Below are 24,155 nucleotides of genomic sequence, written 5' to 3' on the forward strand. Positions count from 1 at the left end.
CGCATGGTGGTTGAGGCTTCCTTGCATGAGTCGTTTTCATTCACCGTCGAAGAAGTCGCTGTCGATCGCTTTGACTTCGTAGACGGTTTTGACGTTGACACCGACGTTGTATTCGATCATGAGATTCGCCAAAGTGATGCCGTCGATGAGCACGACGCTGACATTGCTGGCACGCATGCTTTCCTCAACATATCGGTGCGCGTCCTTGGAGAAATGCGAAGTGGTGATGAATACGCCTTTGCTCGCCCCATTGCCGATCAGCGCGCCGACGAATCCTTGAATGTCGGGCGCGCCGACGGTATGGTCGTTCCCCCATCGTTTCGCTTGAATATATACGGAATCCAGGCCGAGCTTGTCCAATCTGACCACGCCGTCGATGCCGCCATCACCGCTTTTCTTCGTCACTTCGGCCGAACTTTTCGACAGATCCCCATATCCGAGTTTCAACACGAGACGGACCACGAGGCGTTCGAAGAAATACGGGTCGTTGGCCATGATGCGGTCGAGCAGTTCGTTGGCAAGCACCGCGTTCAACTGTTCGGCGGCCTTCTCCATCTGATCTTCCGGCGTGATTTCATCGACGGCAAGATCGGAAGCTGCAGCCGGATTTTTGGAAGCATACACAGTATCGGTCATATTGGAAGAAACAGGATCCTTGTCTTTGTTCTGATAACTTTTCTTCCATTCGCTGAACGCGGGAACGGTTTCCAATTCCTTCAGCAGAAATCCATTGACATGCGCCTCTAGGAACGCTTTGCCTGCGTCGGTGATGCGGTACGTTCCACGCTTTGTGCTGTTTTCAATTAGTTGTGTTTTGCGTAGATTTGACAAGCCCCAGCTAACACGATTGAAGATGCGCGTCTGCCCGCTTTTCAACGTTTCGTTCTGCTCGGCAGTCGTCATGTTGAAGACGTCGATTACGACGGAGCGAAGCTGCGCCGCATTCTTGACTTCCCCGTCAGATAGTTCTTTCATGATCGGAAACATCGTCTGATCCCAAGTTGGCATTACCACAGTTCGCTCCCCTGCTTGGCGGCATGTTCGTCTGCTCTGATTGTTCATCCTAATGGATGGATGCAAGATGGTCTGAACATGCCGCCGGCATGTGATTTACAGAGCTTCTTCACATGACTTTTTGATGGAGAATCCCTGTGCCGTCGCCTCGATGTCCAAAACCATCTGATCTGAAGTATTCAATACGGGTAATGCATCAGGCGCTTGATGAAGAGCCTTGGCCATTTTTGCCAAATCGGTACGCATATCAATGGTCTTGCGCATGGCGAAAGCCACGACGGGGATTTTACTGGAGTCAAGGGGCAGAGCGTTCAAGTCATCGACTAGTTCTACAAGCTGCTGCTGTCGTTGTGCGATATCAGACAACTCGTTATGGAGCACTTGCTGGACTCTGGATAGTGAACGATTCTTATTGAGCGACTCCGCTGCAATCTTCTCCAGAACAACGACTTGCGCATGAAGGGACAAAGCTTCATACGTGCGTATGATCATGGTCTCGAGCGTCTGTATTGAGCCCTCTTTTTCCTCCGTCAAAGATTCGAGCAGCTCTTTGCTGTTCACACGTGACTCTTTGCCATATTTTTTCACACTATCAGTCCACCGATCCAGTCGATTGACATATTGATTGGTGAGCGTTTCTAGTTCGCCAAAAGCATGTGACGCTGAGGAGAAGACGGGAATTTCGGCTTGATCCAGCAGATAGCTTGCGACTTTCTTCGACTGCGTATTGGCCGTGTCGAGAACGGCGCGATCATGTTCATCCATACGTTCATGAATTGCCTGCACGCTGCGTTGAATCGTGTCGAGCTTTTTGTTGATTTGATGCTGAGCCAACATTTCACTTGCAGTGGCAAGTGCGATAGTGGCGATCAATGGGCCTGCCGCGAGAGTAGCGGCGGTGTTGATGCCGGCGACTGGAATCAGACGTGCCTGTCCGGCGATTTTAGTCGATTCGGCTGTACGTACGATGCCGCGAAAACCTCCGCCTACGGCCGGAACCAGATCGCGAGCTGTTGCTCCCGATGGCAGAATGACCTTATACAATCCTTCTGCGCTTCCCCCATTGTGTGTGAAAGTTTGCGTAGCCGTTCCCATTGCACGCGCGAAAGCCCCTGCTGTCTGTGCAAGGAAACCAGAATCTTCTGCATTGGCATGCGTAGCCTTCGTACGCGTAATCATGACGGCATCACGGTTGAGGAGCATGCGCAGCATGGATTCCGTATCCAACTCACCACTAGTGGGAGTGAGCGGCACGACCACGATTTCGTTTGAAGATTCCAATGTCTCTCCTCGTTCACTCAGTATTCCGTCACTGCAGTCATATTCTATGTCCTCTGACGATAAAACAAAGGCATCGCCGATGATGGGCCGCTACGCATCATTCGTTTTTCGAATAGTTGAAGGTGGCCGCTTTGACGTGGCGCAGTCTTTGCTGGCGTAGTAATGGGTTGAACCAGTTCATGTCGATTGGTTGGTAGATGTCGAGGCCGCGGCCAAGATCGATGGTCCAACCGGTGTCGGTTTTGATGAACCTGTCATGAATGGTACCGTTGCCGAATTCGAAGGTGAATGCGACGCCGAACTGAAGATAACTTTCCTGTAGAGACTTCAGATTGTCGATTTGTTCGTCTACGTGTTCGTCGTCATTCTGCCCCGTGATGAGATGCACTTTGACTTCGTCGGTGCGGCGAGTGACGCTGAGCACGGTTTCCAGGAATTCGGCGAGATTGCGGATCTGATACGGCAATCGGATATACGGATCCTGAATGGTGATTTGCGTGGCTCCGGCAATCCATGGGCCAAACAGCTGATTATATGAGACTCCGCGTTGCCCTTCTTGGATCTCTTTACGTCCGGCCTTGGCTTTTGCGGCATATCGTTCCAGCGGATCTGCGGACTGCGTTTGCCCGTTCTGCTTCTCTTGTGCCGCGGCATCGGTCGCAGATGCAGAATCCTGAGCGGTAGACGCTTCAGCAGTAGCGATAGTAGCGGCATCGGATTCGGAAGAAGGTTGCGCAATAATCTGTTCAGTCTGTTCCGTCTCCTCCAAAGACGCTTCTTCCTGCACGCCTGCCGCACCACGATGGTACAGCGACGGATATTCGATCTCCTCCAAGGTCTCCACATGAACGGGCTCTGTGGCACCGACCTTCATGTAGGAGAAGTCGACTGCCGCCATGGTCTGATCGATGCGGCAAAGCTGGTCTTTGACACGTTTGCGCCCTTCGATGGCACAGCGCAACAGCGGCTCCATCTGATCCATGGTAGCTTCGCCTGTCGGATAGATGAGCTTCATCAGACCGGAGAACGTTTTCCGAATACCGTCCTTGTCTCGCGTGGACAATGTCGGAGAGAGCGTGAAATATTTCTCGTACAACGAGCTATAATCGACGTCTCGCAGATTATGCAGAATCTCCGCCAGATAATCAACGACGAAGCCATAGCCCTGCGTAAACATTTCCGAACGGATCTGCTCGAATTCCCAACCTGGAATGTAGTAGTGGATGCGGTCGAGGAATGCCGGATCATGGTATTGTGCCGGCAGCTCTTCGAACAGATCGGAATTCTTCAGCATGTACGGAACGTTGTGCGACGTGTTGCCGACGAACACCATGGATGCTTCCGCTTGCATCACGTTGGTACCGCGGGAGAACGACTTGTTCGCCATATAGTTTTTCATGATATCGACGAGCGCACGGTCAGCTTTCTTCGCTTTGCCGGCGAACTCGTCGAATGCGACGATATCCCAGAATCCGACGAGACCGATCTGATGATTCGCATTGTTGACGAACAGCTTTGCGGCGGTCACTTCGCCGCCGGATATCAGTATGCCGTGCGGCGAGAATTCCGAGTAGATATGTGATTTGCCGGTGCCTTTCGGCCCTAATTCCACCAGATTGTAATTGCGTTCGACGAACGGAATCATACGGACCAGGTGCAGCAGTTTGGCTCGCTCCCCGAACAGGTCCGGGTTAAAACCTATCGACTGCATAAGCAGGTCGATCCACTCCTCCGCTGTAAGTTGCGGGCGCAGCGCAAGATAAGTCTCGCGGTCGTCGTGCGACATTTGCACCGGTACGAGGCGCTGCAGCCGCCACGGTACTTCCTTCGAGTCGCCTGAATACGCGTATACCATGCTGCACTGGCACCAAATGCCGGTGACGAGCAGTTTCGGATTATCCTTTACCGTCGCCGGAGAAACAATGACGCGACTGATGCCAAGATTTTCGAATGATGCTTCGTACTGGTCGAGTTTTTCGTTGAGTGTGACCTGCACTTTGTCGATGATTTGATAATGCCCGCGTTCGCGGATGCGTGATTGAATGAGATTCGCTTCCTCGCGATGCACGTAATTGTCGGTCAGGATTTTGCGTACACGTTCGATGCCGGTTTCAATGCTGGCCTGATCGGTGACGGTGGCGTATTTGCTTAACAGATATTCCAATACATATGACGGCACCATCGCATTCCCTTTTACGGCGCTGACCAGATCTTTGCGCACCGTATATCCGGAAAACACGTCGGTGATTTTCTTATCCAACTCGCTGAGAGCTGGTGAACCCTGCATCATCGGGGAATTCTCGTCTTCAACCGTCATGATTGCTTATACTAGTGGGGAAATACGCATATTGCTGGCATTGCTTGCTGTGATGATGGATGCTATTCTCGCATGGAATATGCAATCTCGCTTACTTGTTTGGTATAAACGTCGATGCAATGGCATGTTTCCGGGTCAAACAAGCATAGATTAACGCCGCCTGTTTGTAATGTGCTGTTGTACTTCACGCCATCATAGGGACCATCGTTTTCTGAGTCGATGCTTTTTATGAATTCAGCGATATATTGTGAGGGCACATATTCCAAGGGGCTGTCACTACGCCGTAAAGGTTTCGAGATATCGTTGGCCATGCCGTTGAGTATGTCTTTGTAGACGGCGAGATCCATGAGATCGTCTGAATCGAAGTCGAATGGGCTGATTGTGGAGATGCGTGTTAAATCGATGATGGTGATGTCGCGAGTGAGTTCGAATTTGCCGAATGATACATAGTCGTGCATGCCGGCACGTATTTCATGTACGGCGGTATCGTCGGCATTGGCTTTATCCGTATCTATGGTCGTATATAGTTCGCTGATTCCGGCAGGATTGATTCTTCCTGCACTGGCTTTCGTGCGTGGCGGTGCGCCCATTTCTTCCGGTTTGAAACCGTTGCTGTCAGGCGCGATACGCGCTCTTGTCAGTATGGTTCCTTTGTCATAGACTTCACGGACATGAGTGATGTATTGAGCGATATGCTTAAAGTCAATAATCGAGGGGAAGAAACGATTATGATGCTTTATTTGATCCGTGAAATTATCCCAGCTCAGTTGCTCTGGTTGTTCGTCATCTGTTCTGAGATGGACAGACTCGTGTAGCATGGCGGGCAAATCGATTCCGAAAATACCGTTCTTGCCGCTTCCATACATGCCCTGTAACAGTTGCGCGCTTTGCTGATGCGAAAGATTGAACAGCTGCCAGGTATCACACAAAGCCGTCAGCACAGTATAGGGCTGTTGCTGTTGAGAAGGATTCGGATCAAGCTCATATAGTGAACATACTTGTGCGATTAGGCGTTGTATATCGTCGTGCTGCTGCAGGTCATAAATTTCTGTATCGGTAGCGCCGCAAAAGTCGCAATCGCCGCGAGCGCCGGAGACTGCAATGATGCCTTGCAGACGCGGATCTTGAAAACAATGTTGACAGCAACTACTCATCGGTCTGGCCTTTCTGCGAGGAACCATCCCATGAGTTCGAGATGATGCATCATTGACAATTTCTTGATCATCGGCAGGCCCGGATATGCTTCGGCTTCCGCATACCGTATGAGCGTTTCGAGACCGTATGTCATGCGAGTATAAGCGGAATCCATTTTCGATTCATAGCCATGCCACCAATCGCGTAATTGCTGCGCTGCTTCAACGAATTTTGCAGGAGTCTCATGCGAATCATTGCTGACGCGTGAAACGAAATGATGAATTCGTAGAGCCCAATCGTCATCGAAGTAGACGATGTGAATCGCTACGGCTTTTGGCATGCCACCATGCTCGTTATAATTGTCCCCGATGATTGAGTAGTCGCCAAATCCCAAAGTGTTTTCCGGCGTCTCCATGAATGCCAGATGATCATCTGAGAAGAATTCGTCCTGACAGCCTTCATCCGAGTAAGCCGCATTGTTTTCACGTTTGATGAAGGGGTCGGAGAATGATATGCGCAGACCAGAGACTTTATTGCGTTCCAGATCCCTGCTGATTCGATCATTGCCGGATGTCGCGATTGCATGGAAAGGAAGATTGCTCAGTTGCTTGATTCGAGCACGGTCATTGTCCGTTATAAAAACGATGCCTTTGTCCTTGAGCAAGGTGTCGTCATGTTGATTGACACGCTGTGCAACAGTGGTCGCGTCATTGTTCAGAAGAACAACGGGAAGAATATCACCCTGCTCTTCATCCGAAAAGGATGGTTGGGCCACATCGGAATATATGTGCAGTTGCGCATCCAAGTCCACGCATTCTGTCAGATCACCGACCGCAGGGTTGAGCACCACGCCCAGCTGATATCCCTCTCTGCCTTTAAACAGTTGGATAAGCTGAAGAAGCTGCGGAGTCATTTTCACCGGCTCGATGATGGGACAAACCTCTGATGTCAGCCGATTGGATTCCAGCAGGTCCCTGACTGCCAACAATTCGTATTGTCTACCGCGCAAGTACGGATAATATGGCATCATCGACCTCCCGTTAATCATTCCGATGAAAGCACTGCTCCCTCTTTCGGAACCTTGTGTGCACTATTGTACGCAAAGTACAGAGAGACGCGTTGCCCGGCAGGAAAACGGTCCAGTTCTTCACGCGTCCAAGTATTACGTTGCTTAAGAGCGTGCATAACCTTCTGCTGTGCTTCCGCTACCGGAATCCGGAGAAACCATTTCCGGCATGCGTCGTAATAGAACGCCGGAGTGGTGTCCGGAAGCTTGCCGAACTCGGATTTCAATATGGCGGAATACTCAGGCTTGCGCAGCATCTTCAACAATTCTGCGCCGCTCAGCATGCCGTCGTATTCGCGTGGTTTGCGAACATTTCTCAGCGCATTGCGACGGGTCAGCACATAAATGCCGACATGTTCGCCGAACTCGTTCAGATCGTTGAGACGGCGTTGCAGGCAGGTAAGTTTTTCCTCCGGAATGACAACATTCACATAGGAGAACACTTTGTAGTAATCCTCTAACTGTTTGCCAAGGCGGTCGAACGTATCCAAGTCGGATTTGATCTCATACACGGTTCCATGTCCGTTGATGATGACCGTATCCGCAATGGAATCAGCCACATGCAGCTGCCGGAAGCCTTTGATGTTACGTAAGCGGCAGGAAGGACGCAGCAACAGGCGACGCGCCACCACGTCCTGATAAAAAGCCTCGTCTCGCACCATGTTGACTCCTGCCGGGAATTCATAGCAAGTATAGCCTTGAATCCCCGGCAAACAAGCCGACTAGTCGAAATCGAAGCCGTCGTCGGTGATTATGCCGCGCTTCAGCAGGTAGTTTGCTTTCAGATCCAACACCTTCTTCTGCGAAGACTTAGCCTGGTCTTCACGGAGACGAAGCTCGACGTTATGCCCATTGAACTGTTCGGCTTCACTGGTAAGCACAAGCGTCGCACGCTGATGTCGATCCTGCGAATGCTTGCTCGTCATGTTGAACGTGACAGGCGTCTCATTGGAGATAAGCATCGGCTTACCATCCTTCACGCCCCACAGGCCGGCCCACACGGTCCTCTCGACATGCTTGCCACCGACCGGCTCCTTTTGGAAGAATTCAACGGTAATCTGACCGGACGTAATACGGTCGGTCTGCTGCAGAATATCGAATTCAACCGGTCGAATATCACCGTTGGCGGTACGCCCCTTATTGATATGCACAACCGGCACGACGATCTCCTGCAACGATGCGCCGCCATGCACGTAACGTGTACCGGTCCCCTGCTTGCGTATACGCAGAATCGAATTGGGAATCTGCACCGTCACATGTTCGGCCGCATCATTAGCCAAGCCAAGCTGCTGGCTGGTGAACGTCAGGAAAGCATTGCTTTTCGCCAGATTCGCGCCAATGCTGAAACGACGCTTCCTGACCCAGACCTCATCGCCTTGAGGCTGTTCACTCAGCCAGTCGGCATCGCCGATATTGGAATTCTGATAGAGGAATCCATGATCGGCCGTGACGATCATATTCGTCACATTCGCATTGGCGAGATCCTTGACCAGTTTGATGAGATCGGCGATGGCGCGCTCGCATGCGTTGAACGTTTCGCCTTCCGTGCCTTCCTTGTCGCCGGTGCTGTCGATGACGTTGTGATACACATATAGCACGCTGCAGGATTTCATCAGTTCGCGTCGCGCGATCCGATCCAATGATTTGAAGTCTTCGGCTTGGATTGCCCTGCCGTCAACCTCGGAAAGAATCTGGTTGCGGTTGTCCGTGCCTTTGGTGCTTCGCCCATCAGCTAGCACGTGTTCGTGGTCCGAATCCAAGGCGAGTTCGGAATGCGGCAATAGCGCGGCCATGCCCAGCTGCGTATACGAGGGCAGTACGCTGTATCGCGCATCGCATTGTACGGTGAAGCGCTGTTCGGAGTTCAGCCGTTCCGTGAATTCCCGGGCGACTTCGTATCGCAGTGCGTCGGAAATGATGACCGCGATCTTACGGCCGGATTTTGTGAACGGCATGATGACGTTCATGTAGAAGTCCGATTGTGCGGGTGTGTTCGGAATATCCCATTTCGGCAGTTTTTCGATTTGCGACTGCCATGTCTGGTTGAGTTCCCGCTGATAGACGCAGTAGTCGTGTTCGAGGTCTTTGGCGATCGCCGTTCTTTCATCGCCGACCTGATTCCATGCGGTGATGAAAGAACGGTATGCCGCATCCACTTTGTACAGCTGCCTGCGGTATTTTTCGAATCCGTCTTCGGCGCTGTTGATGGAATCGATGATGGCGCCGCTTGACTCCAATTGCTGGTGCAATGCGCTGGCTTGGGCGATGGCCTGATAATCCTTGGCGTATTCGTCGTACCATAGGCGCATTTTGCGCTGCTGGATGATGTTCAGGATTGTTTCGTTGCTGATGTCATGTGTGGAGATGAGCTCGTACAGTTTGTGCACGAGCGTGTCGTCGACTCCCTCGAAATAGTCATGTGTGACGAGCTCATCAACGCTCATGTCGACGATGGCGGAACTCAGTGACAGGCCTTCCACCGCACGTCGGGCAAGCTCTTTGAATGTGCTTGTGAACGTACGGTCGTTATACCAGTTTTCAAAATCGCGCTTGATATTCGCATACGGTGTGATGCCGGTTTTCTCTCCGTCGAATCCATGCCATGCAAGGTCGAACATCCACAGTACGAAATCTCCGACGATTTGCTCCGGCGTAGGCGCCTTGTCTTTCGAATCGCTTTCGACGAAATGGTAGATATGCTTGGTGCCTTGCCAATGGAAGTCGGCAAGACCCATGTCGGTGATCAGTTGGATGCCGGAATCGTCGTCATCGGCATACTGTTCCAGCAGTTTGCGCCAAATATCCTGCAGACTGTGCTTGCCGTTTTCGAGATTAAGCAGCACGGCGATCATCTTCGCTTGGAACAGCTGTGCATCGTCCTGTGGCGTGAGTCGCGCAGCGAGCTTGCTGATGCGCGCATCGCTCGTGAAGAACTCGGTTGTCCGCTGCATGATCTCCAGCCATGCGCGTTTGGTGTCCGGCGATGCCTCCGGCAACAGTTCGGTGGCGATCATGGTGAGACGGTCCGCCGAAAACACCGGTCCGTATGCCAGTTCCATATCCAGCAGCCAATCGTCTTTGGCGTCCGGAACAGGACCGGTCAGATACACGAGGAATTTACTATCCGGCTCTTCCTTCGTCATACGGTAACGGGCGGCGAAAGGTGTGTATGTGGTTTTCCCGTCGAACGTGTCGTATGGGCGAATCAGTTCCACATTCCGCAGAGCGGGATCAGTGGCTTCCTCGCCGACGATGGCGCTGACAGTGTCGGCATAATCCCCAGCGGTGTCGCGCCAGAATACGATACGTCCGCGCTCCCCCGGCCGAGCGAATCGCTCCGCCAGCAGTTTCGACACCTGATCGATTCCGCTCACTCTTCCAACTCCTTTTGCCGTGCCTGTTTGATGCGTCTTCTGTACCGGTCGCAGTAAAATTCTAAGGCATCGCATGTTCGCTAAAAGTATTGCGTATGCTCAGCCTTTCTGCAGATACTCCCCTACTGCTCCTGCTGCAGTGGGTAATGGGGCCAAGTCCAGGTTTGGACGTCTTTGCGCTTCTTTTCAATGGCGGGGATTTTCTGCAAGGCGTCGCCCATACGCAGATAGTTGACAAGAACGCCGTCATCGAGGTCCATGGGAAGCTTCTGCGTCGCCAGTGGATACAGAATCTGATCCTCATACGTTTCGCACTCGGCGATGGCCTTACGCAGTTTTTCGGCAGCGCGCTTGTCCTGCATACGCTCGGACTTCTCCAACTGCTCCGCCTGATTCGTTATCTTGGCGACGAAATCGCGAAGATAATTCAGTACGATGTTCGGGGTCTTCGTCGTATACCGGTGCACGTACATCAGGGCCTTGAACGCTCCACGATTCGTGGAACTGCTTGAATACTGCCAATAGATCGGACGGTTCTTATACATTTTCACATGGTCGGCATAGAAGTCGTTCATGAAATACGAACGCAGATCCTTGCCCAAAGCCTGTTCAATATAGTCGATGTTTTGTCGCAGCGTATTTTCGCCAAACACCACCGATACGAATTTGTGGAAACGCGCGACGATATCGTCCTCAAAATAATCATCGGCCGTAATCGGAATGACATTATCAGCGTCAGGCTCAAACGTTGGTTCAGGAATCCGCGCATGATAATCGGCAATCGTCTCATCTTGGGAAGCAAGAATCAGCCCTGGCTTGTCAAGCGAATACCGGCCGAACATGCAGCCGACCGCATAGGAGATAAGCTCTTTGACAAGGTCGACGGCAAACAACGCATCGCGTTCCTCCGGCGTTTTATTCGGATACGTAAACGCCGGATTACGTTTCAACGACACTCGTTCAATCGGCACATCGCATGGCACTTCGCCTCGCACTCCATACGCGTCGGCAACAAGTTCGTTATTTTCAATTTCACGAGATTGTTGTTCGACAGCGAATTGATTGTGGTGTTTTGTGTAGGCCGTAATAATTTCGGCTAAAGTTTTGTCCGATGAATTATTATCCGTCAGTCTTCTTAAACCGACAGAAATAATTTCTGAGTTTTGGAAATCCTCCGATGTTTCGTATGAATTCCAGTCCCTTTTTGCAGTTTGCGCTGATTGATCGGCATTTGCCGATATTTCTTTGTAGTCTCGAGCCACTATGGCAATGGGTACTTTCCCAAGAGGACCCTCATGATAGTCAATTGTGGGAGATAATATTTGCAGGATAGCTTGAACAACAGAGGAATTGAGCAGACCCAGCAAATATGATATTTGATTCATATCATTTGGGAAACATACGGATCCTTTGGTTTCAAACAGTGTTCCTTCAGGACTGATTCTCATTGCAAAATCGCCCGTTGATAATGTACTCCAAGTTAGTCCACCACGAAAATAAAACTGCGCATTACGAATCACCGAATGGGGACGAAAATGCTGTAATTCAGATCCGTCATTTTTCCAATTGACGATGTATTCTCGATTCCCATACCATCTACGAAAGTCTCCGCCCTTGTTACACGGGAACCATTTGCGTCCGCTTTCTTTTGCGGCAGCTCGTGAATTCATTCCAAGTCCGATATTATTAGTCGATACTTCCCACCAAAAGCGTAGAAAACGATCGTTATTCCCCGTTGCCAGTCCTTGTTTAGGCGCTGCAATTTCTATAAGACTAGGATTATTGAAGAAGACGGCACGAAATGTATCAGATACCCAATACGCGATTGGGCTGCCAGGAATTTGAGCAAAATCCTGTTGGTCTACAATATAAGTATTGTATTTTTTGTTTAAGAAAAGCTGACGTATAGTTTCGACAGAACGAACATCGACATGTTTTTCAAATAATCTTCTGTAAAGTCCAGCGCATTCATCACTAGTTGATTGATGAATTACAAATGCAACGCTACCAAAATCGGAACCAAATATGCCACGACCTAAATCAATAAAAGAATCAATATGTGAAGTAGTCAGTAGATGATTACGTAGCTCAGAGAAAGATGATAGTGATGTCCATGAAGGAAGATTAATCATTCCCCAATATCCTTGCGGCAAAACAAGTATACTTGCCCTGAGCATAAAACAGGTCATTAAATCTTTATTACCTAAAGTGTAAACCTCATTCACAAAGTTTTTTAATTCAGAATTCATATTCTTCGAACCCATGTATGGCGGGTTGGCGACCATGACAGCATACTTGCGCGTCAGATATCGGGTATGTCGGAAAACAACGCCAGCGCGGTCGACGAGTGTGAAGCTTTCAACATGGCTCGTACCGAATTCATTTTCTTCCGTGTCGCAGGCTTTCGCTGCTGCTTCCGCCAGTGCTCTGCTCGGCTGAATCAGCGAACCGTATATGTCGGCGTTCGCATACAGATTCCATTCCTCGCTGCCAAGCATAACCCCGTAATGGTCGTTCAACGAGTCCACTTCGGATGCAGTGAAATTCTCCACCTTTGTAATCTGTTCGATATGCGGTTCAACCGGATTGCGGAAGAAGCGGCGGGACTTTTCGCGGGCCTTCATCGTCAAAGCGAATCTGGCGAGTGTGGCCGCGCGCTCGTCGATCTCCATGCCGAAAAGGTTATGCTTCAGAATCAGCTGGGGAATCTCGCTTGGACTATAGCCTTCCTCTTCATAGATCGAATACAGCACATCAAACGCGTACGTGAGCATATGGCCGGAACCGCAGGCCGGATCGCATACCGTCAGCTCTTCCGGCGACGTGATATGCAAATAGTCCTGAGTGTTCCCATCAGTGGGCGGAATATAGTATTCCCACTGACGATACAGTTCGGATTCGGGATGGTTCTGCATCCACAAACGCCCTACCGTATTCTGCACCAAGTAGCGCACGATCCAATCCGGCGTAAACAACTGTGTCGCAGCGGGAATTTCAGCTGGACCGGCTTTCTTGTTCTTTTTGAAACCGGCCATCACCTCGTCTTTACGCTCGGCGATATAAAACTGGTACAGCCAGCCGATGATTTCGACATTGGAGGCTTCATCGGCATCGTCATAATCGACGATGCAATCCTCGGGCGTTATCACCTCGACAGCTTTGCGCAATGCGGAATCCGGAGCCAGCAAGTCCGCAGGCATCAGCAGCTCGTCCACACGATCCACATTCGTCCTGCTTTCGAACATGAACGGCATCGACTTGCTCCAATAATGGCAGGCTGCCTGCATCAACAAGCCGTACGCCTGGCCCTGGGGATCATCTGACTGCACCGTGCCATTGAACAAACCCTCGATGGTGTTGCGCAGCCGTGCGTTTACCTTATCGGAATCGTCGAAAATATTCGGATCATATTCGCCGCGTTTGGCGGCGGTCAGAATCTCCGGCAACGCGACCGTATCCGTCACGTTCATCGCGGACACCACATGCGGCGACGTGTAATCATGCACATCCATATAACGGAATGCGACAATACGGTTGAACCAGCGATACGCGTAATGCTCCACCACATACTGCTGGCCTTCTTTGCCGCCTCCATGCATTGTGATTTCGTTCGCAAGCAGTTGGAGAACCTCCGGCATGTCCACACGAGCCGAGGAATTCGGCTGCAATGCGGCATTCAGCTTCGCCTGCACCGCACGCATCAACTGCTGACGAGCGTCCATAGCAAACGACTGTAATTTCGAGGTGTTCATCACTCCATGCCCTTCATCGGTTCGTGTGGTTGGTCATATTGCTTATTGTGTTGCCTTGCCGGCGGCGTCAGATCAAAAGAATGCGCTTGCCTTCGTCAAGGGCGGCGATCAGCTCCTGACGGTACGTATTCAGGAACGCATCCACATCATCGGCGTTTTCCAGCACATCCTTGGTGTGCGGACGGTGAATCTGCGTAATCGTCACGGTCTTCTTCACAACAGGCGGTGCCGGCTCCGGCGCGGGAGCGGACGGTGAGACGTCATTCGGTTCGGCGGGTGTTTCCGGAAGAACGGGCTCTGCGGATTTCGCCAGCATATCGATCAGCTTAGGGTACGTCACTTCCTTGAACGTATTAACCTCACGCTGCATGACCACCACAAGTGAAGCTTGTTTGATTGAATCAATGGTCTTGTCCACTGAATGCAACGCCTGTGCCTGCACCTCATCGGTGGCGTTCACGAATGTTTCGCCATCCTGCAGTTGAGAGCGGAAATCCTGCATGGACGACACAGCCATATCGCGCTTGTTGTCCACGAAGTTCTGGATCTTTTCGCGCAATTCATCAATTGTATTTTTCAGCTGGTTTATCTTTTTCCCGCGGAAAATATTGCGATCGGTGGCAAGAATGCGGGCCTGCTCGTTCAACTGCTGGATTTCCGCGGAAGCGACCTCGATATTCGTGGCATTGTTCTGCAGCCAAGTGGTGCTGTCTTTCAGCATTTTGGACTGCGAGCCATGGATGAACTCGGAAATTGGCCTAATGATATTGTCGTTATCATCCAGCAGCTCATCAACATTCACATTGTCGTTGTCGGCGGTATCGGTGAAAGTCTCCAACAGCCAGATTTCAGACTGGTTGGCCGCATATCGGATCCGACTGATCGGCTCATCCAGCATGTCCATGAACGTGAAGGATGAATTCGCCGTTTGCAGCGTGCATAGACGTTCCGCCTTGGCTTCCAATCCGCTTTTGATCATGATGGCCATGTCAAGCGGTGACGTGGGCAGGTCAGAAGAATGCATGTCCAAGAACTCGGTTGCAAAATCACGCAATTTACGTACCAGATGCTCATCAAAGGTACGCGGCAATGAAACGTGGATGGATTCCTGCTTTTTTGTATCGCGCAGCACTTTGATGGCAGCCGTCCGCTCCACCGGTTTACCGTCCAGCATCAGCGTAAGCCGATCCTTCCCGTACAGATAGGTCAGACACGCCAAAGTCGCAGGATACGGCCAGCCGTACGGTGCATTGGAGAATTCCTCCACAATCGTCTTAACCGTTGCATCCAGGTTTTCCTGTTTTTGCTTCCGCTGAACGAACGACAATACTTCCGCGGCGGGCGTTTCGATCTTCTCCTGGACGGTGATGTCGAGAGTGTCGTCATTCGCAAGGAAAGCGGACAATTCCTTTTCCTCATATTTTGCTCCGTCAAGTAGGGCGAAATTCGTGTAATATTTGCTGACCAGCAGTTGCAGCGCTTCATTGATGCGCATCAAAGCATCAGAAGCCTTTATTTCGACCAAACTGCCGTTATAGGCAAACTGACCTTCGCTGATAGCGGCTTTAAAGCGTTCTATCAGGGATTTGTACAACTCCCCATTCGCTGTCTGACGGTTTTCGATAATGCGTTTGCGTGTTTCAGAAGGGTTCTTGCCTCCCTGATGCGCAAGAAACGCCTTCGTCTTTTCATATTGATTCAAATCGTAAAGCAACGTGGCGTCACGGTCGCTCAACAGTAAAGTGATGGAATCACGCACGCCGGATGATTGAAGAACGGCGTTTTCTCTATCGCCCTTATCACGAGACGTGATGATATCCAACCAGATTTGACGTTTGGCCGATGACATAAACGGGGTCTGATCGATGCGCACACCGAAAGAAAACGATGCTTTTTGCGGGCCATAAAGAACCGTCGTCGAACCGATGATATCCTGAACGATGATTTGGTTCATCGTTCTCGATACTCGTACGGGATCGACGTCGGTGTTCTTGATTTCCTTTTCGACGTCCTGCTCTTCATTGGTCAGATAACAATACGTATTACCGTTGCGCTGCACATACGTATTCCGTTCGAGACTGTCCAACGCCTTACTAATCCGCGCATCCAATTCGGCCACATTGGTATCGAAATGGTCAATGAGAAGAATCCTCAAATTGGAAGGAGTCGCAGCGAAACTGTCCACATGTTTGACCATCAACAGTACTTTAAGAATGCGTACGCCAATTTCGTTCACGTCCGATTCAAGACGCTCCTGTGCGTCATGAATACGGAAATTCGACGTGCTGCGAAGCGTATCGCGAATGCCGTCATACAACTTGTCAAACGGAATAATGTCGCCGACCTTGCGGTTCTTCGATTCGCGTAACGCGGAGCTGACCACGGACAGCATGGAACGCTCGCCCACCGACGCATGTTTGCCTTCAAACATGTTGAAGTCACTCATGCCGCGAAGCGCCGACTGGAACAATTCAAACTCATAGTTCACGAACGGATATGACGCAATAAAATCATCAGCCTCATAAGCGCGGCTATTGCTGAACTTCTCACCGCCGGTAAATTCGAACATGGTACGCAGATTCGCGTTCTGCTCATCCCAAAGTTCGTCCATGGCTGGCATAACGCTATTTTTCTTGGAAAGCAGACGCTTCTGAATCACTTCGATGACATCCGCGCTGTTCAGCTTCAGCTTGATGGCGAAACGAGCCTGAATCTTTGAAAAATCGTGACTCTGCTCCTTTCCCATATCGCCGACGATAGTGTCCATATCCTCCTGCGAAGTGACCACCACCCATGCTCGATTATTTGTCTTGGCAGACAAATCTTCTGCGATGGTCTGCAGATTCAGCATGCGCTGGGTATTTCTGCCGATGAACTGACCGACTTCATCAACCAGGAATATAATTCTGTGGTTCGGCGCTTGGCGGTCGAGCCACTCCTTCACGGTATTGGTGAAGTCATCAATGGCATAATGATTATCCGCGTCCTCATATCGTTCGATGATGTTGTCTCGTTCCGTTCCACCGGTTACTGCAGCATATGCCTTGCCGATTTCATCATCCACAAGAATCGTATCGCTACGGCCGTCTTCCCAAGATTGCTCAGCATAAAGTTCGAACTGACGTTTGAATTCATCAAGTTGACCACGATTATCGAGATCGCGTTCAAACTGCGCCACAGAGGGTATCTTGCCGAAATATCCGCATGCTTCATCAAACACGCGCCTAAACGCGTACAGCAGAGCATCGTCGTTGCTTTGGCTGGCTTTCTGATCAATGTTGAACAGAATGGACGTGGCCGGAATCGTCAGCGTGTGTTCCAGTGCGCCGGCGAGCATGTCATCATTCTGTTCATCCGCCTTACGAATGAACTTGTGAACAATGTCGTCACGCGTCAACGAGTCATTATTGCCATTGACCAAGTTGCGCGGCACATCACCCACAATATGTGACAGCATCTTTAGCAAATGCGATTTACCGGAGCCGAAGAAACCCGAAATCCAAGCGCCATTGGACGAATGATTCGTCGGATCGGCGTATTCCTCCAGAAAATTCCGCAGATTCTGTTGAATTTCATGCGTCAACACGTATTCGTTCACTTCACTGTCAAGTTCCTTTTCATCATTGGCTTTGATGACGCCGTTGATTTTCTGGTCGATATCCTTGACGAACAGGTCTTCGAGCTTCATATCAGCGTTGATATTCGTTGAAGTGCTTGCCATGGTTGAGGTTCCTTTATTGTTGATAACGGGTGATGGAGACGTTTGCGTCTGTCATGTGTTACGGCATCAGTTGTTGTTGTCGATGCTGTGTCAGGCTAAGAGATGTGTCATGCTTGATGGGCAATCATCTCCCGTAAGCTTCTCGCACGGTAATAGTTTTCTGCAGGTACGCAGCCAAACAAGCTCATTGTCGAGCCGGAAACGGAATTGCTTTCAAAACGACCCGGGTAAAACATCACCAACGGGCAATCATCAATACGTCCCTGCAACATTTCCAGCAACATATGCGCACGGACAATCGGATACACCTTGCCCACACCAGTAATGAACACGAGATCCGCGTTGTCTTGTTCCTTCGCATCGGCATAGCAATCACGAATTGCATTAGGTAGCGGATCCGTGTCAGCTCCAATAATATTGTCCAACGTGTATAAGAATTTATCCTGCTTGACGTCCGAAGACATGACTGTATGGCGCTTCGGCTCGATCTTCAGCACCTTATTCAGAACGCCACGTTGTTCAAGAACATCAATTGCAACGTCATATAAGTCGATGGTCAACACTTTGGGTGCATAATCTTCGGGATCTTCCGGGATCATGGCTTGCAATCGCGAAGACAGCTTTGCGATATGTTGGCGAGCTTCCAACTCTTGTGCAGGCGGATAATCGTAAATATAGAATGCCTGCTCGCCGCCCATATTGGTGCCGTTGCGGAAGCTGCGGTTCGTCATTATGCCGAACAGCTGGCTGAATTCGGTGTCAAGATCACGCCGTTCGCTTATCACTGCATCCAATCCCGGCGTGGAATCAGTCATCGTTCTCTCCTGTGCGTCAGTTCATAACCGTATAAATATAGTCCATTGAAGCATATTAAACGGCTGACATGCTTCAATGGCGGCAAGTGTTGTTCATGTACTGCGCTGCCTTGCCTAAAAGGTTCCTCTTAATGGCAAAAATCGAAAAGATTCCGGCCTGAGCGACAGCAAATCATGCATGCCGGGGCTGATCACAGGAGGCGTAATCGTATTGGCGTCGGCTTCAATCAGATCCGCTTCTCGCATGGCCTTGAAAATGTTGCCGCGAAGCTTCTGCCTCGTCGCTTCGCTTAATCCGTCCAATTCAGAATGCCACATCGACTTGGAGAAAACGAACCGTTCATACTCGTCATATGCGACGGTCATTTCGCCGATTCGATAGCGTTCACGCAGCACCTCTTCGGCGAAGTCCCCGATGAAAGCGTAGTAACGACACATCGCCACCCACATCAGAATGCGGCAATCCGGAGCGAAAGTATCGCCGTCGGCCAGTGCTGCAAGCTCCTTGATAGTCAGTGCGCTCAAACGTTTGAGTACTTCACTGACCGTACGGCTCGTTGCCGTTTGCGTGCGAATCGCTAATACGTTTTCCTTGATGGCTCGCTGCCGAACAACACATATCCTGTCCCCCAGCTCAACATTAGATTTGCTGCTGGCCTCGTCTGACTGCAGGTCTTGTGCCGGCTGATCTTCGAGGAATAACCGCGCAATGATTCTGCTTTGTTCCGTAAGCAGCCCGCCAACGGTAAACGACAAACGATACCGTTCAGTATCCGGCCTCTCAGCACCATAAGTGGCTGCCATCCGGTTCCTCCTCTATGTCACTGTAATCCCACGAAATATTTCAGAATACACCCACGACTACAACTGCTGACAACAAAGTAGTTAGTCTAGCTCCGCTTCGGAAGCAATTAGGCGCAGCCAACACCACACTGTGCCAGCAACTCCCGCACAATCGGCTCATACTGCGAGCGCAGCCATCGTGTTGTCTGATCGGCGGCATTTTCGTATGGCCAGGTCATCATGGCGATCCATAGTTGTTGCTTTTCCGGCAGAGACTGCAGCGTTCTCGGCAGTGTAATCTGCAGGTGCTGCGAATCTACCGATTGAAATTCCGCCTTCTTGAAATTGCTGGAGTTTGCCCATGAACGCGACTCCCAATGTGACTGTGCAAGGGCAGTCTTCCACACTTGCGCAGCGTCGGTTTTGTTTGTGTCCGAATGACGTGGCGTCGCATACACCATGCCGGATATCTGATATGCCGGCATGGTCATATGCGTGGGATCGGTCAATCCGAGTATCGCATCATAATGTTCGGTAATCGGTGTAGTGTGCGGCTGCGTGCAGCGGTACAGATTTTCAGGCGTGGACTTCAAATCGCCTGCCGCAATCAGCATGGAACAAATATTTCTTGTACATTGCGATTTGGTCGCTTTTAGCTCGAACCATTCGCGTATTGCCGGGTAGCTGTCGGCAAGATTGTTGAGCCAGCGAGCGGCTTTACGCTCGATGGTGCTGCGGCTTACGCCGTAGATGCCGCCATATCCATCATCCAAACAGTAGGCCTGCATCCAAAAACGTATGCTGGACCATGCTACGCGGCAGCTGAAATGATCAAAGGATTCGCCATCAGCCTGCCGAATACGCAGATCGAGCGCCATATCATCGATAAGACTGTCACTCATGTATGTTCTCCCCAATGCGGTCGAGCAGCATACACCCCTCGTCGTATTCCCATTGTTGCATGATTTCGCGAGCCTGCTGCGCGCCGACGGTAGCACGAAGCTGCAAGGCTATATGCGGAGTGATCCAACGCAGACCCTGATTGCGATCAGCAAACGAGCTGACAATGGATGCCGGCATTACCAAAGACGACATTGCAAGAGCGGTCTTTAGCTTGCCTCTGTACAGCTGCTTGGTTATTCCCGCGACTTCTTTCGCGTCGAAGTTCACCGCGGTTGGTTTGAAAGTCGATTGAGCCATGTTTTTCGGATGCACCGGTATATGAATGAACTGTTCAGACGGCACATAGAATATGCTGTTCCAGATTTCTTTGGCGAACAGCTTCAGATTGTCATAGGCGCCAATTGGCACAATCAGCGTAGCGGCAGGATTGCAACGTGCCAGAGTGAACAGCAGGCTTTCGTTGACGGTATCGAAAACATTGTCCAGAACAAGTACTCCCCCTTCAATGTTCTTCAACATATGATTCAGGTCGCCGGTGTCATTCCAATCATGAGGAATACTGACATGCTGCGCGGCCGTGCCATATTGCGCATATGATAATGCGCTGGCGACAGGGGCGACGATTGCCGAATCCAAAGCAAGAATGCGGCAATGCTGCAGCGTGAGCATCATATTCGACGCGAATTCGCCGCGCTGAAGCACGTCCTTATTCGCGGACGTCAAACCTACGGCACGCATGTTTTCTTTGAATGCCGTGTCAACGGTGCTTCGTTCGAAAATTGAAGTATATGACCGCAAGGGCTGCGGCTGTAATCGCATATCTGTTGCCGCCACAGGTCTTTTCGTCGGCGAACCGCTGTTGCTGCTTCCGGCCTGCGTGTTTGTCCGCACAACCGCGTTGGCGATGGTTTTCAATCCTAGCCGCAATGCGATATCCGATTCGAAGCGGTCGGTAAAGGAATCCTGCTCTTCCCGCAGCCGGGCAAGCTCTGTAGTTCGCTTGTCGATTTCCTGCTGGAGTTCGTCATGCAGGCTCATCAGCTGCTCATTGTCGGCAGAGGCATGCCGCACATTATTCTCAATCGTCTGCAGCTCCTGCTGTTTGGCATTGATCTTCTCATCCAAGCCGGCAAGCAGCTCATTACGAAAATGATTCGCAAACGCATCGTTGTTTTGCAATGATTCATGAATCATAGAATCCATCAACCCATCACGTTCAACCGATTGGGCCACTAATGTATTCAGCTCTGCCTTATCGGCATTAGACGGGCGGAAACCGGTATATTCTTCCAATCGCGAAGGCGAATTCAACGCGGTATCCAGAATCACGCGTACATGGTCTAGTTCGAGCTCACTCAGAGGAATGCCTTCCCGCTCGAAAAACCATTGCACATAATCATCTGCATATTCCGTAAACGGCCGCAGCAGCACCTTACCTTCACTGGCCGGAAGAACAGGGCTATCGAATACCAGGCGGTTGCCGAACAGATGCTTAGGCAAGACCTTCACATGTTTCCTTGAAAACGTATAGCGAGGCACATCTACCGGGCCGCGGCCACGCAAACGAATTCTTCCATTGGAAGCATCCAATGAAGTGCGGTCGATAAGCGCAGCATCGAGGTCTTCATCATGTTCGGCATAGATGAACAGCACCTGGTCGGTAGGAAGTCCGTCATACTCCCAGCCTCGTTGAAGCGCGGCACGAAGTTCGGCCGACGAATTGACTGCAGGGCAATCGATCACTTCATAGATTTTCGGCATATCCGCATAAGGCTGGTCAGGTATCGGCCGCACTAAGGGACGATTCGGCGCATCATCGCGCGGTCCCCATTGCACAAATGCGAAATCTGTGTCGGCACGTTCCACGGATTCGACCAATTCACGGCTGTACAAGGAAAACGGATTATCGGCAATGCCGCTGCCGTTTTGCAGTTCTCCATACGAGACGGGCTTGTACACCCATTCATAGGAAGGATTGCCTTGCAAATCAGTGCGGTAATCCATGATGCGCACCAAACAGTTGATTTCGCTGTGTGAATTGCGCAGAGCCAAACACACTGATTCTCGTGTGAACTGCGAATCATTCGTCCAAACCATCAAACAGACTCCCCTCGTCTTTGCGCGACGCTGACTTCGATTGGCGTTGCATAAGTGACATCTTCGCCGTTGCGTCGACGCGCAATGTACATGCTTCGACTGTATACAGATATCGCAGCGGCAATTGAGCTCGTAACAGCTGGCGCTTCTGCCATATTGCCGTTATCAGTTGCGGAGCCGGCATCTGACTTGATGGATTCAGATGGCTGCGACTCCTTGCGGTTTGCGGTATCGCCTATAGTCTGGCCCATATGCTGGTCCACAGACATTGGATGGATCTCATCCGGCTGTGCGTGCGCTAAATTGACCGCGCTCCAAGGCAGGAATTCTCCAGGACTGAATAGAAGGCAATCGCCAAGCATTTCGCTGCGGAACGATGGACCGAAATCGCAATCAAGAAGCTTGACCGCACGCAGAACGGATTGGCGGGCACCAGTAAAATCCTTCCGAACAAGCCTCCCACCTTTATCACGATTCGTTCCGGTTCTGAACGGCGCCTGATAGACGGGATCGGATTCCAGGAACAACGGCTCGTCTATGCCGGAAGCTTGCAAGCTTGGGGGCCACAGCAAACGTGCCTCCCTGTTAAAGCCGGCAAGGTTGTATCCACGGTCATACAGCCAATCATCAATATCTCTGATATTGCCGGCATCCGGTTGAATACGAACGCGATATACGCCAAGATCGCCGGACCGATCGCGGTGGATCGTACCAGCAGGCAAAGCGCTGCGGAACAGCGAATACATTTTGCGCTCAAGCGAACGTTCAACAACAAGAAAATAATATTCGCCCAGCATCATGCTGGATCCCCACGGTAGACGACGGCCGCCATTCCCGCCGAAAGCATCCGAGAAAATGAATACGTCGGAAGCCTTCTCGACCCTGCCCACCGTTTTCTCCCAACATGCTGGAATCGTGATGCGTTCTCGCAAATCGAATGTCGGATTATTGATGACAACGTGATTCGAGCGTGACTGCATCAAAGTTACCAACGAATATGCGGCATCGTCGATCGTTACGACATCGTTTTCCCGAAAAGGATGATGCAGTTTGCGAATGCCGCGCCTGCGAAATCCGATTTCAATGCGGAAATGATTGGAAGACGGGGAGATTCTGCGTAGGAACATGAGCAGAGGCGGAATGTAGTTGTTGGACTCGCGTGAGACTCCTGTCCGATACAGTTCACAGCTTTTCGCCCAATCATCATTCTTTCGATGTCGGAAATGCGGTGATTGAGTGCCTGCCGACCTATGTCCGTGCAAAGATGATCGTATGTCGTTGTGGAAAGCAAAAGCGTCTACCGGTCGTCCGCAACATGGGCAGATGAAGCGAATCTGTTTTGGCTTCCGTCGAGTATACCGCTCGCACGTCTCTTCTGCAGTGACCAACTGCGATGCCGTTGAAGGCATCATCTGCACGGCCACATCCATGTTTTCCGCCCCTTCTTCGTCGGCACTGAATGTTTTTCATCATACAGTGCGAGCATATGTAACGGCGGGAGATAATCCGAACATTCCCAACATGTAAGTGTTCCTGTAGGCTGCTGACGGCTGTCAGCAGCCTATAAGGCGAACGGGCTGATGGACTGTTATGGCACGAGGGCAAGTGGCGATATGCCTTGGACAGGCAAGGTCGGAGAATCGGCCCTGCACACGTAGACGGCATTTCGCTTCCATGCGGTGTGGCTCCGGGCATAAAACGTTATTTTTTCGAAGGTATTTTTCGATTGTGTGTACCTGGACCGAGTGAAGCGGATTTCCCGTCATTGGAATTCCGCGGGGAATCGTACGTCTCGAGGTCCTAATGCATCGGCCATGTACACACAATCGCAAGATGGCTTCGAAAACTCGGCATGTTCTGAAGACATGCCGAATTTGAAAAGGAGGTCCACCATAACC

General features: G+C 50.9%; 14 protein-coding genes. All 14 read right to left on the minus strand.

What is annotated here, in order from left to right; translation table 11 throughout:
* Window positions 1-36 precede the first annotated feature (36 nt).
* On the minus strand, window positions 37-1,062 hold the full coding sequence (locus AC1AWD_RS03675; protein WP_476563797.1) for a restriction endonuclease: 1,026 nt from the start codon (window positions 1,060-1,062) through the stop codon (window positions 37-39).
* 48 nt (window positions 1,063-1,110) lie between these two features.
* Complete coding sequence (locus tag AC1AWD_RS03680) at window positions 1,111-2,295, minus strand: hypothetical protein (protein ID WP_476563799.1); 1,185 nt, start codon at window positions 2,293-2,295, stop codon at window positions 1,111-1,113.
* A gap of 97 nt (window positions 2,296-2,392) precedes the next feature.
* A complete protein-coding gene (brxL, locus tag AC1AWD_RS03685) occupies window positions 2,393-4,612 on the minus strand; it encodes a BREX system Lon protease-like protein BrxL (protein ID WP_476563801.1) in 2,220 nt (739 codons plus the stop codon).
* A gap of 62 nt (window positions 4,613-4,674) precedes the next feature.
* Window positions 4,675-5,766, minus strand: coding sequence for an RES family NAD+ phosphorylase (locus AC1AWD_RS03690; RefSeq protein WP_476563802.1), 1,092 nt, complete (start codon window positions 5,764-5,766; stop codon window positions 4,675-4,677).
* Entirely contained in the window at window positions 5,763-6,794 is a 1,032-nt protein-coding gene (locus tag AC1AWD_RS03695; protein WP_476563804.1) for a sce7725 family protein, read from the minus strand. The genes AC1AWD_RS03690 and AC1AWD_RS03695 overlap by 4 nt, the downstream gene beginning before the upstream one ends.
* The gene (locus tag AC1AWD_RS03700) at window positions 6,791-7,474 is read right to left on the minus strand and encodes a sce7726 family protein (RefSeq protein WP_476508507.1); all 684 of its coding nucleotides are present in this window, start codon (window positions 7,472-7,474) and stop codon (window positions 6,791-6,793) included. Before AC1AWD_RS03700 ends, AC1AWD_RS03695 begins: the two co-directional genes overlap by 4 nt.
* A gap of 60 nt (window positions 7,475-7,534) precedes the next feature.
* On the minus strand, window positions 7,535-10,186 hold the full coding sequence (pglZ, locus tag AC1AWD_RS03705) for a BREX-1 system phosphatase PglZ type A (RefSeq protein ID WP_476563806.1): 2,652 nt from the start codon (window positions 10,184-10,186) through the stop codon (window positions 7,535-7,537).
* Window positions 10,187-10,308: 122 nt separating this feature from the next.
* Complete coding sequence (gene pglX, locus AC1AWD_RS03710; protein ID WP_476508505.1) at window positions 10,309-13,938, minus strand: BREX-1 system adenine-specific DNA-methyltransferase PglX; 3,630 nt, start codon at window positions 13,936-13,938, stop codon at window positions 10,309-10,311.
* A gap of 67 nt (window positions 13,939-14,005) precedes the next feature.
* Window positions 14,006-17,659, minus strand: a complete 3,654-nt coding sequence (gene brxC, locus AC1AWD_RS03715; protein WP_476563808.1) for a BREX system P-loop protein BrxC — start codon at window positions 17,657-17,659, stop codon at window positions 14,006-14,008.
* A 107-nt stretch (window positions 17,660-17,766) separates the two neighbouring features.
* Entirely contained in the window at window positions 17,767-18,474 is a 708-nt protein-coding gene (locus tag AC1AWD_RS03720) for a DUF1788 domain-containing protein (protein WP_476563810.1), read from the minus strand.
* A gap of 114 nt (window positions 18,475-18,588) precedes the next feature.
* Complete coding sequence (locus tag AC1AWD_RS03725; RefSeq protein WP_476563812.1) at window positions 18,589-19,278, minus strand: DUF1819 family protein; 690 nt, start codon at window positions 19,276-19,278, stop codon at window positions 18,589-18,591.
* Between the two features lie 107 nt (window positions 19,279-19,385).
* On the minus strand, window positions 19,386-20,159 hold the full coding sequence (locus AC1AWD_RS03730) for a hypothetical protein (protein WP_476563814.1): 774 nt from the start codon (window positions 20,157-20,159) through the stop codon (window positions 19,386-19,388).
* Window positions 20,152-22,257 carry a cell division protein ZapB gene (locus tag AC1AWD_RS03735; protein WP_476563816.1) on the minus strand — a complete coding sequence of 702 codons (2,106 nt, stop codon included), beginning with the start codon at window positions 22,255-22,257 and terminating at the stop codon, window positions 20,152-20,154. Before AC1AWD_RS03735 ends, AC1AWD_RS03730 begins: the two co-directional genes overlap by 8 nt.
* A complete protein-coding gene (locus AC1AWD_RS03740; RefSeq protein ID WP_476563818.1) occupies window positions 22,257-23,687 on the minus strand; it encodes a competence protein CoiA family protein in 1,431 nt (476 codons plus the stop codon). Before AC1AWD_RS03740 ends, AC1AWD_RS03735 begins: the two co-directional genes overlap by 1 nt.
* Window positions 23,688-24,155: the final 468 nt, after the last annotated feature.

Source organism: Bifidobacterium sp. LH_512 (assembly GCF_056356435.1).

What these genes read in the sequence shown, in the direction of transcription:
- AC1AWD_RS03675 (WP_476563797.1), bottom strand. Translation starts at nt 1,062, where the DNA reads ATGAACAATCAGAGCAGACGAACATGCCGCCAAGCAGGGGAGCGAACT.
- brxL (WP_476563801.1), bottom strand. Translation starts at nt 4,612, where the DNA reads ATGACGGTTGAAGACGAGAATTCCCCGATGATGCAGGGTTCACCAGCT.
- AC1AWD_RS03690 (WP_476563802.1), bottom strand. Translation starts at nt 5,766, where the DNA reads ATGAGTAGTTGCTGTCAACATTGTTTTCAAGATCCGCGTCTGCAAGGC.
- AC1AWD_RS03695 (WP_476563804.1), bottom strand. Translation starts at nt 6,794, where the DNA reads ATGATTAACGGGAGGTCGATGATGCCATATTATCCGTACTTGCGCGGT.
- AC1AWD_RS03700 (WP_476508507.1), bottom strand. Translation starts at nt 7,474, where the DNA reads ATGGTGCGAGACGAGGCTTTTTATCAGGACGTGGTGGCGCGTCGCCTG.
- pglX (WP_476508505.1), bottom strand. Translation starts at nt 13,938, where the DNA reads ATGAACACCTCGAAATTACAGTCGTTTGCTATGGACGCTCGTCAGCAG.
- brxC (WP_476563808.1), bottom strand. Translation starts at nt 17,659, where the DNA reads ATGGCAAGCACTTCAACGAATATCAACGCTGATATGAAGCTCGAAGAC.
- AC1AWD_RS03720 (WP_476563810.1), bottom strand. Translation starts at nt 18,474, where the DNA reads ATGACTGATTCCACGCCGGGATTGGATGCAGTGATAAGCGAACGGCGT.
- AC1AWD_RS03725 (WP_476563812.1), bottom strand. Translation starts at nt 19,278, where the DNA reads ATGGCAGCCACTTATGGTGCTGAGAGGCCGGATACTGAACGGTATCGT.
- AC1AWD_RS03730 (WP_476563814.1), bottom strand. Translation starts at nt 20,159, where the DNA reads ATGAGTGACAGTCTTATCGATGATATGGCGCTCGATCTGCGTATTCGG.
- AC1AWD_RS03735 (WP_476563816.1), bottom strand. Translation starts at nt 22,257, where the DNA reads ATGGTTTGGACGAATGATTCGCAGTTCACACGAGAATCAGTGTGTTTG.
- AC1AWD_RS03740 (WP_476563818.1), bottom strand. Translation starts at nt 23,687, where the DNA reads ATGGATGTGGCCGTGCAGATGATGCCTTCAACGGCATCGCAGTTGGTC.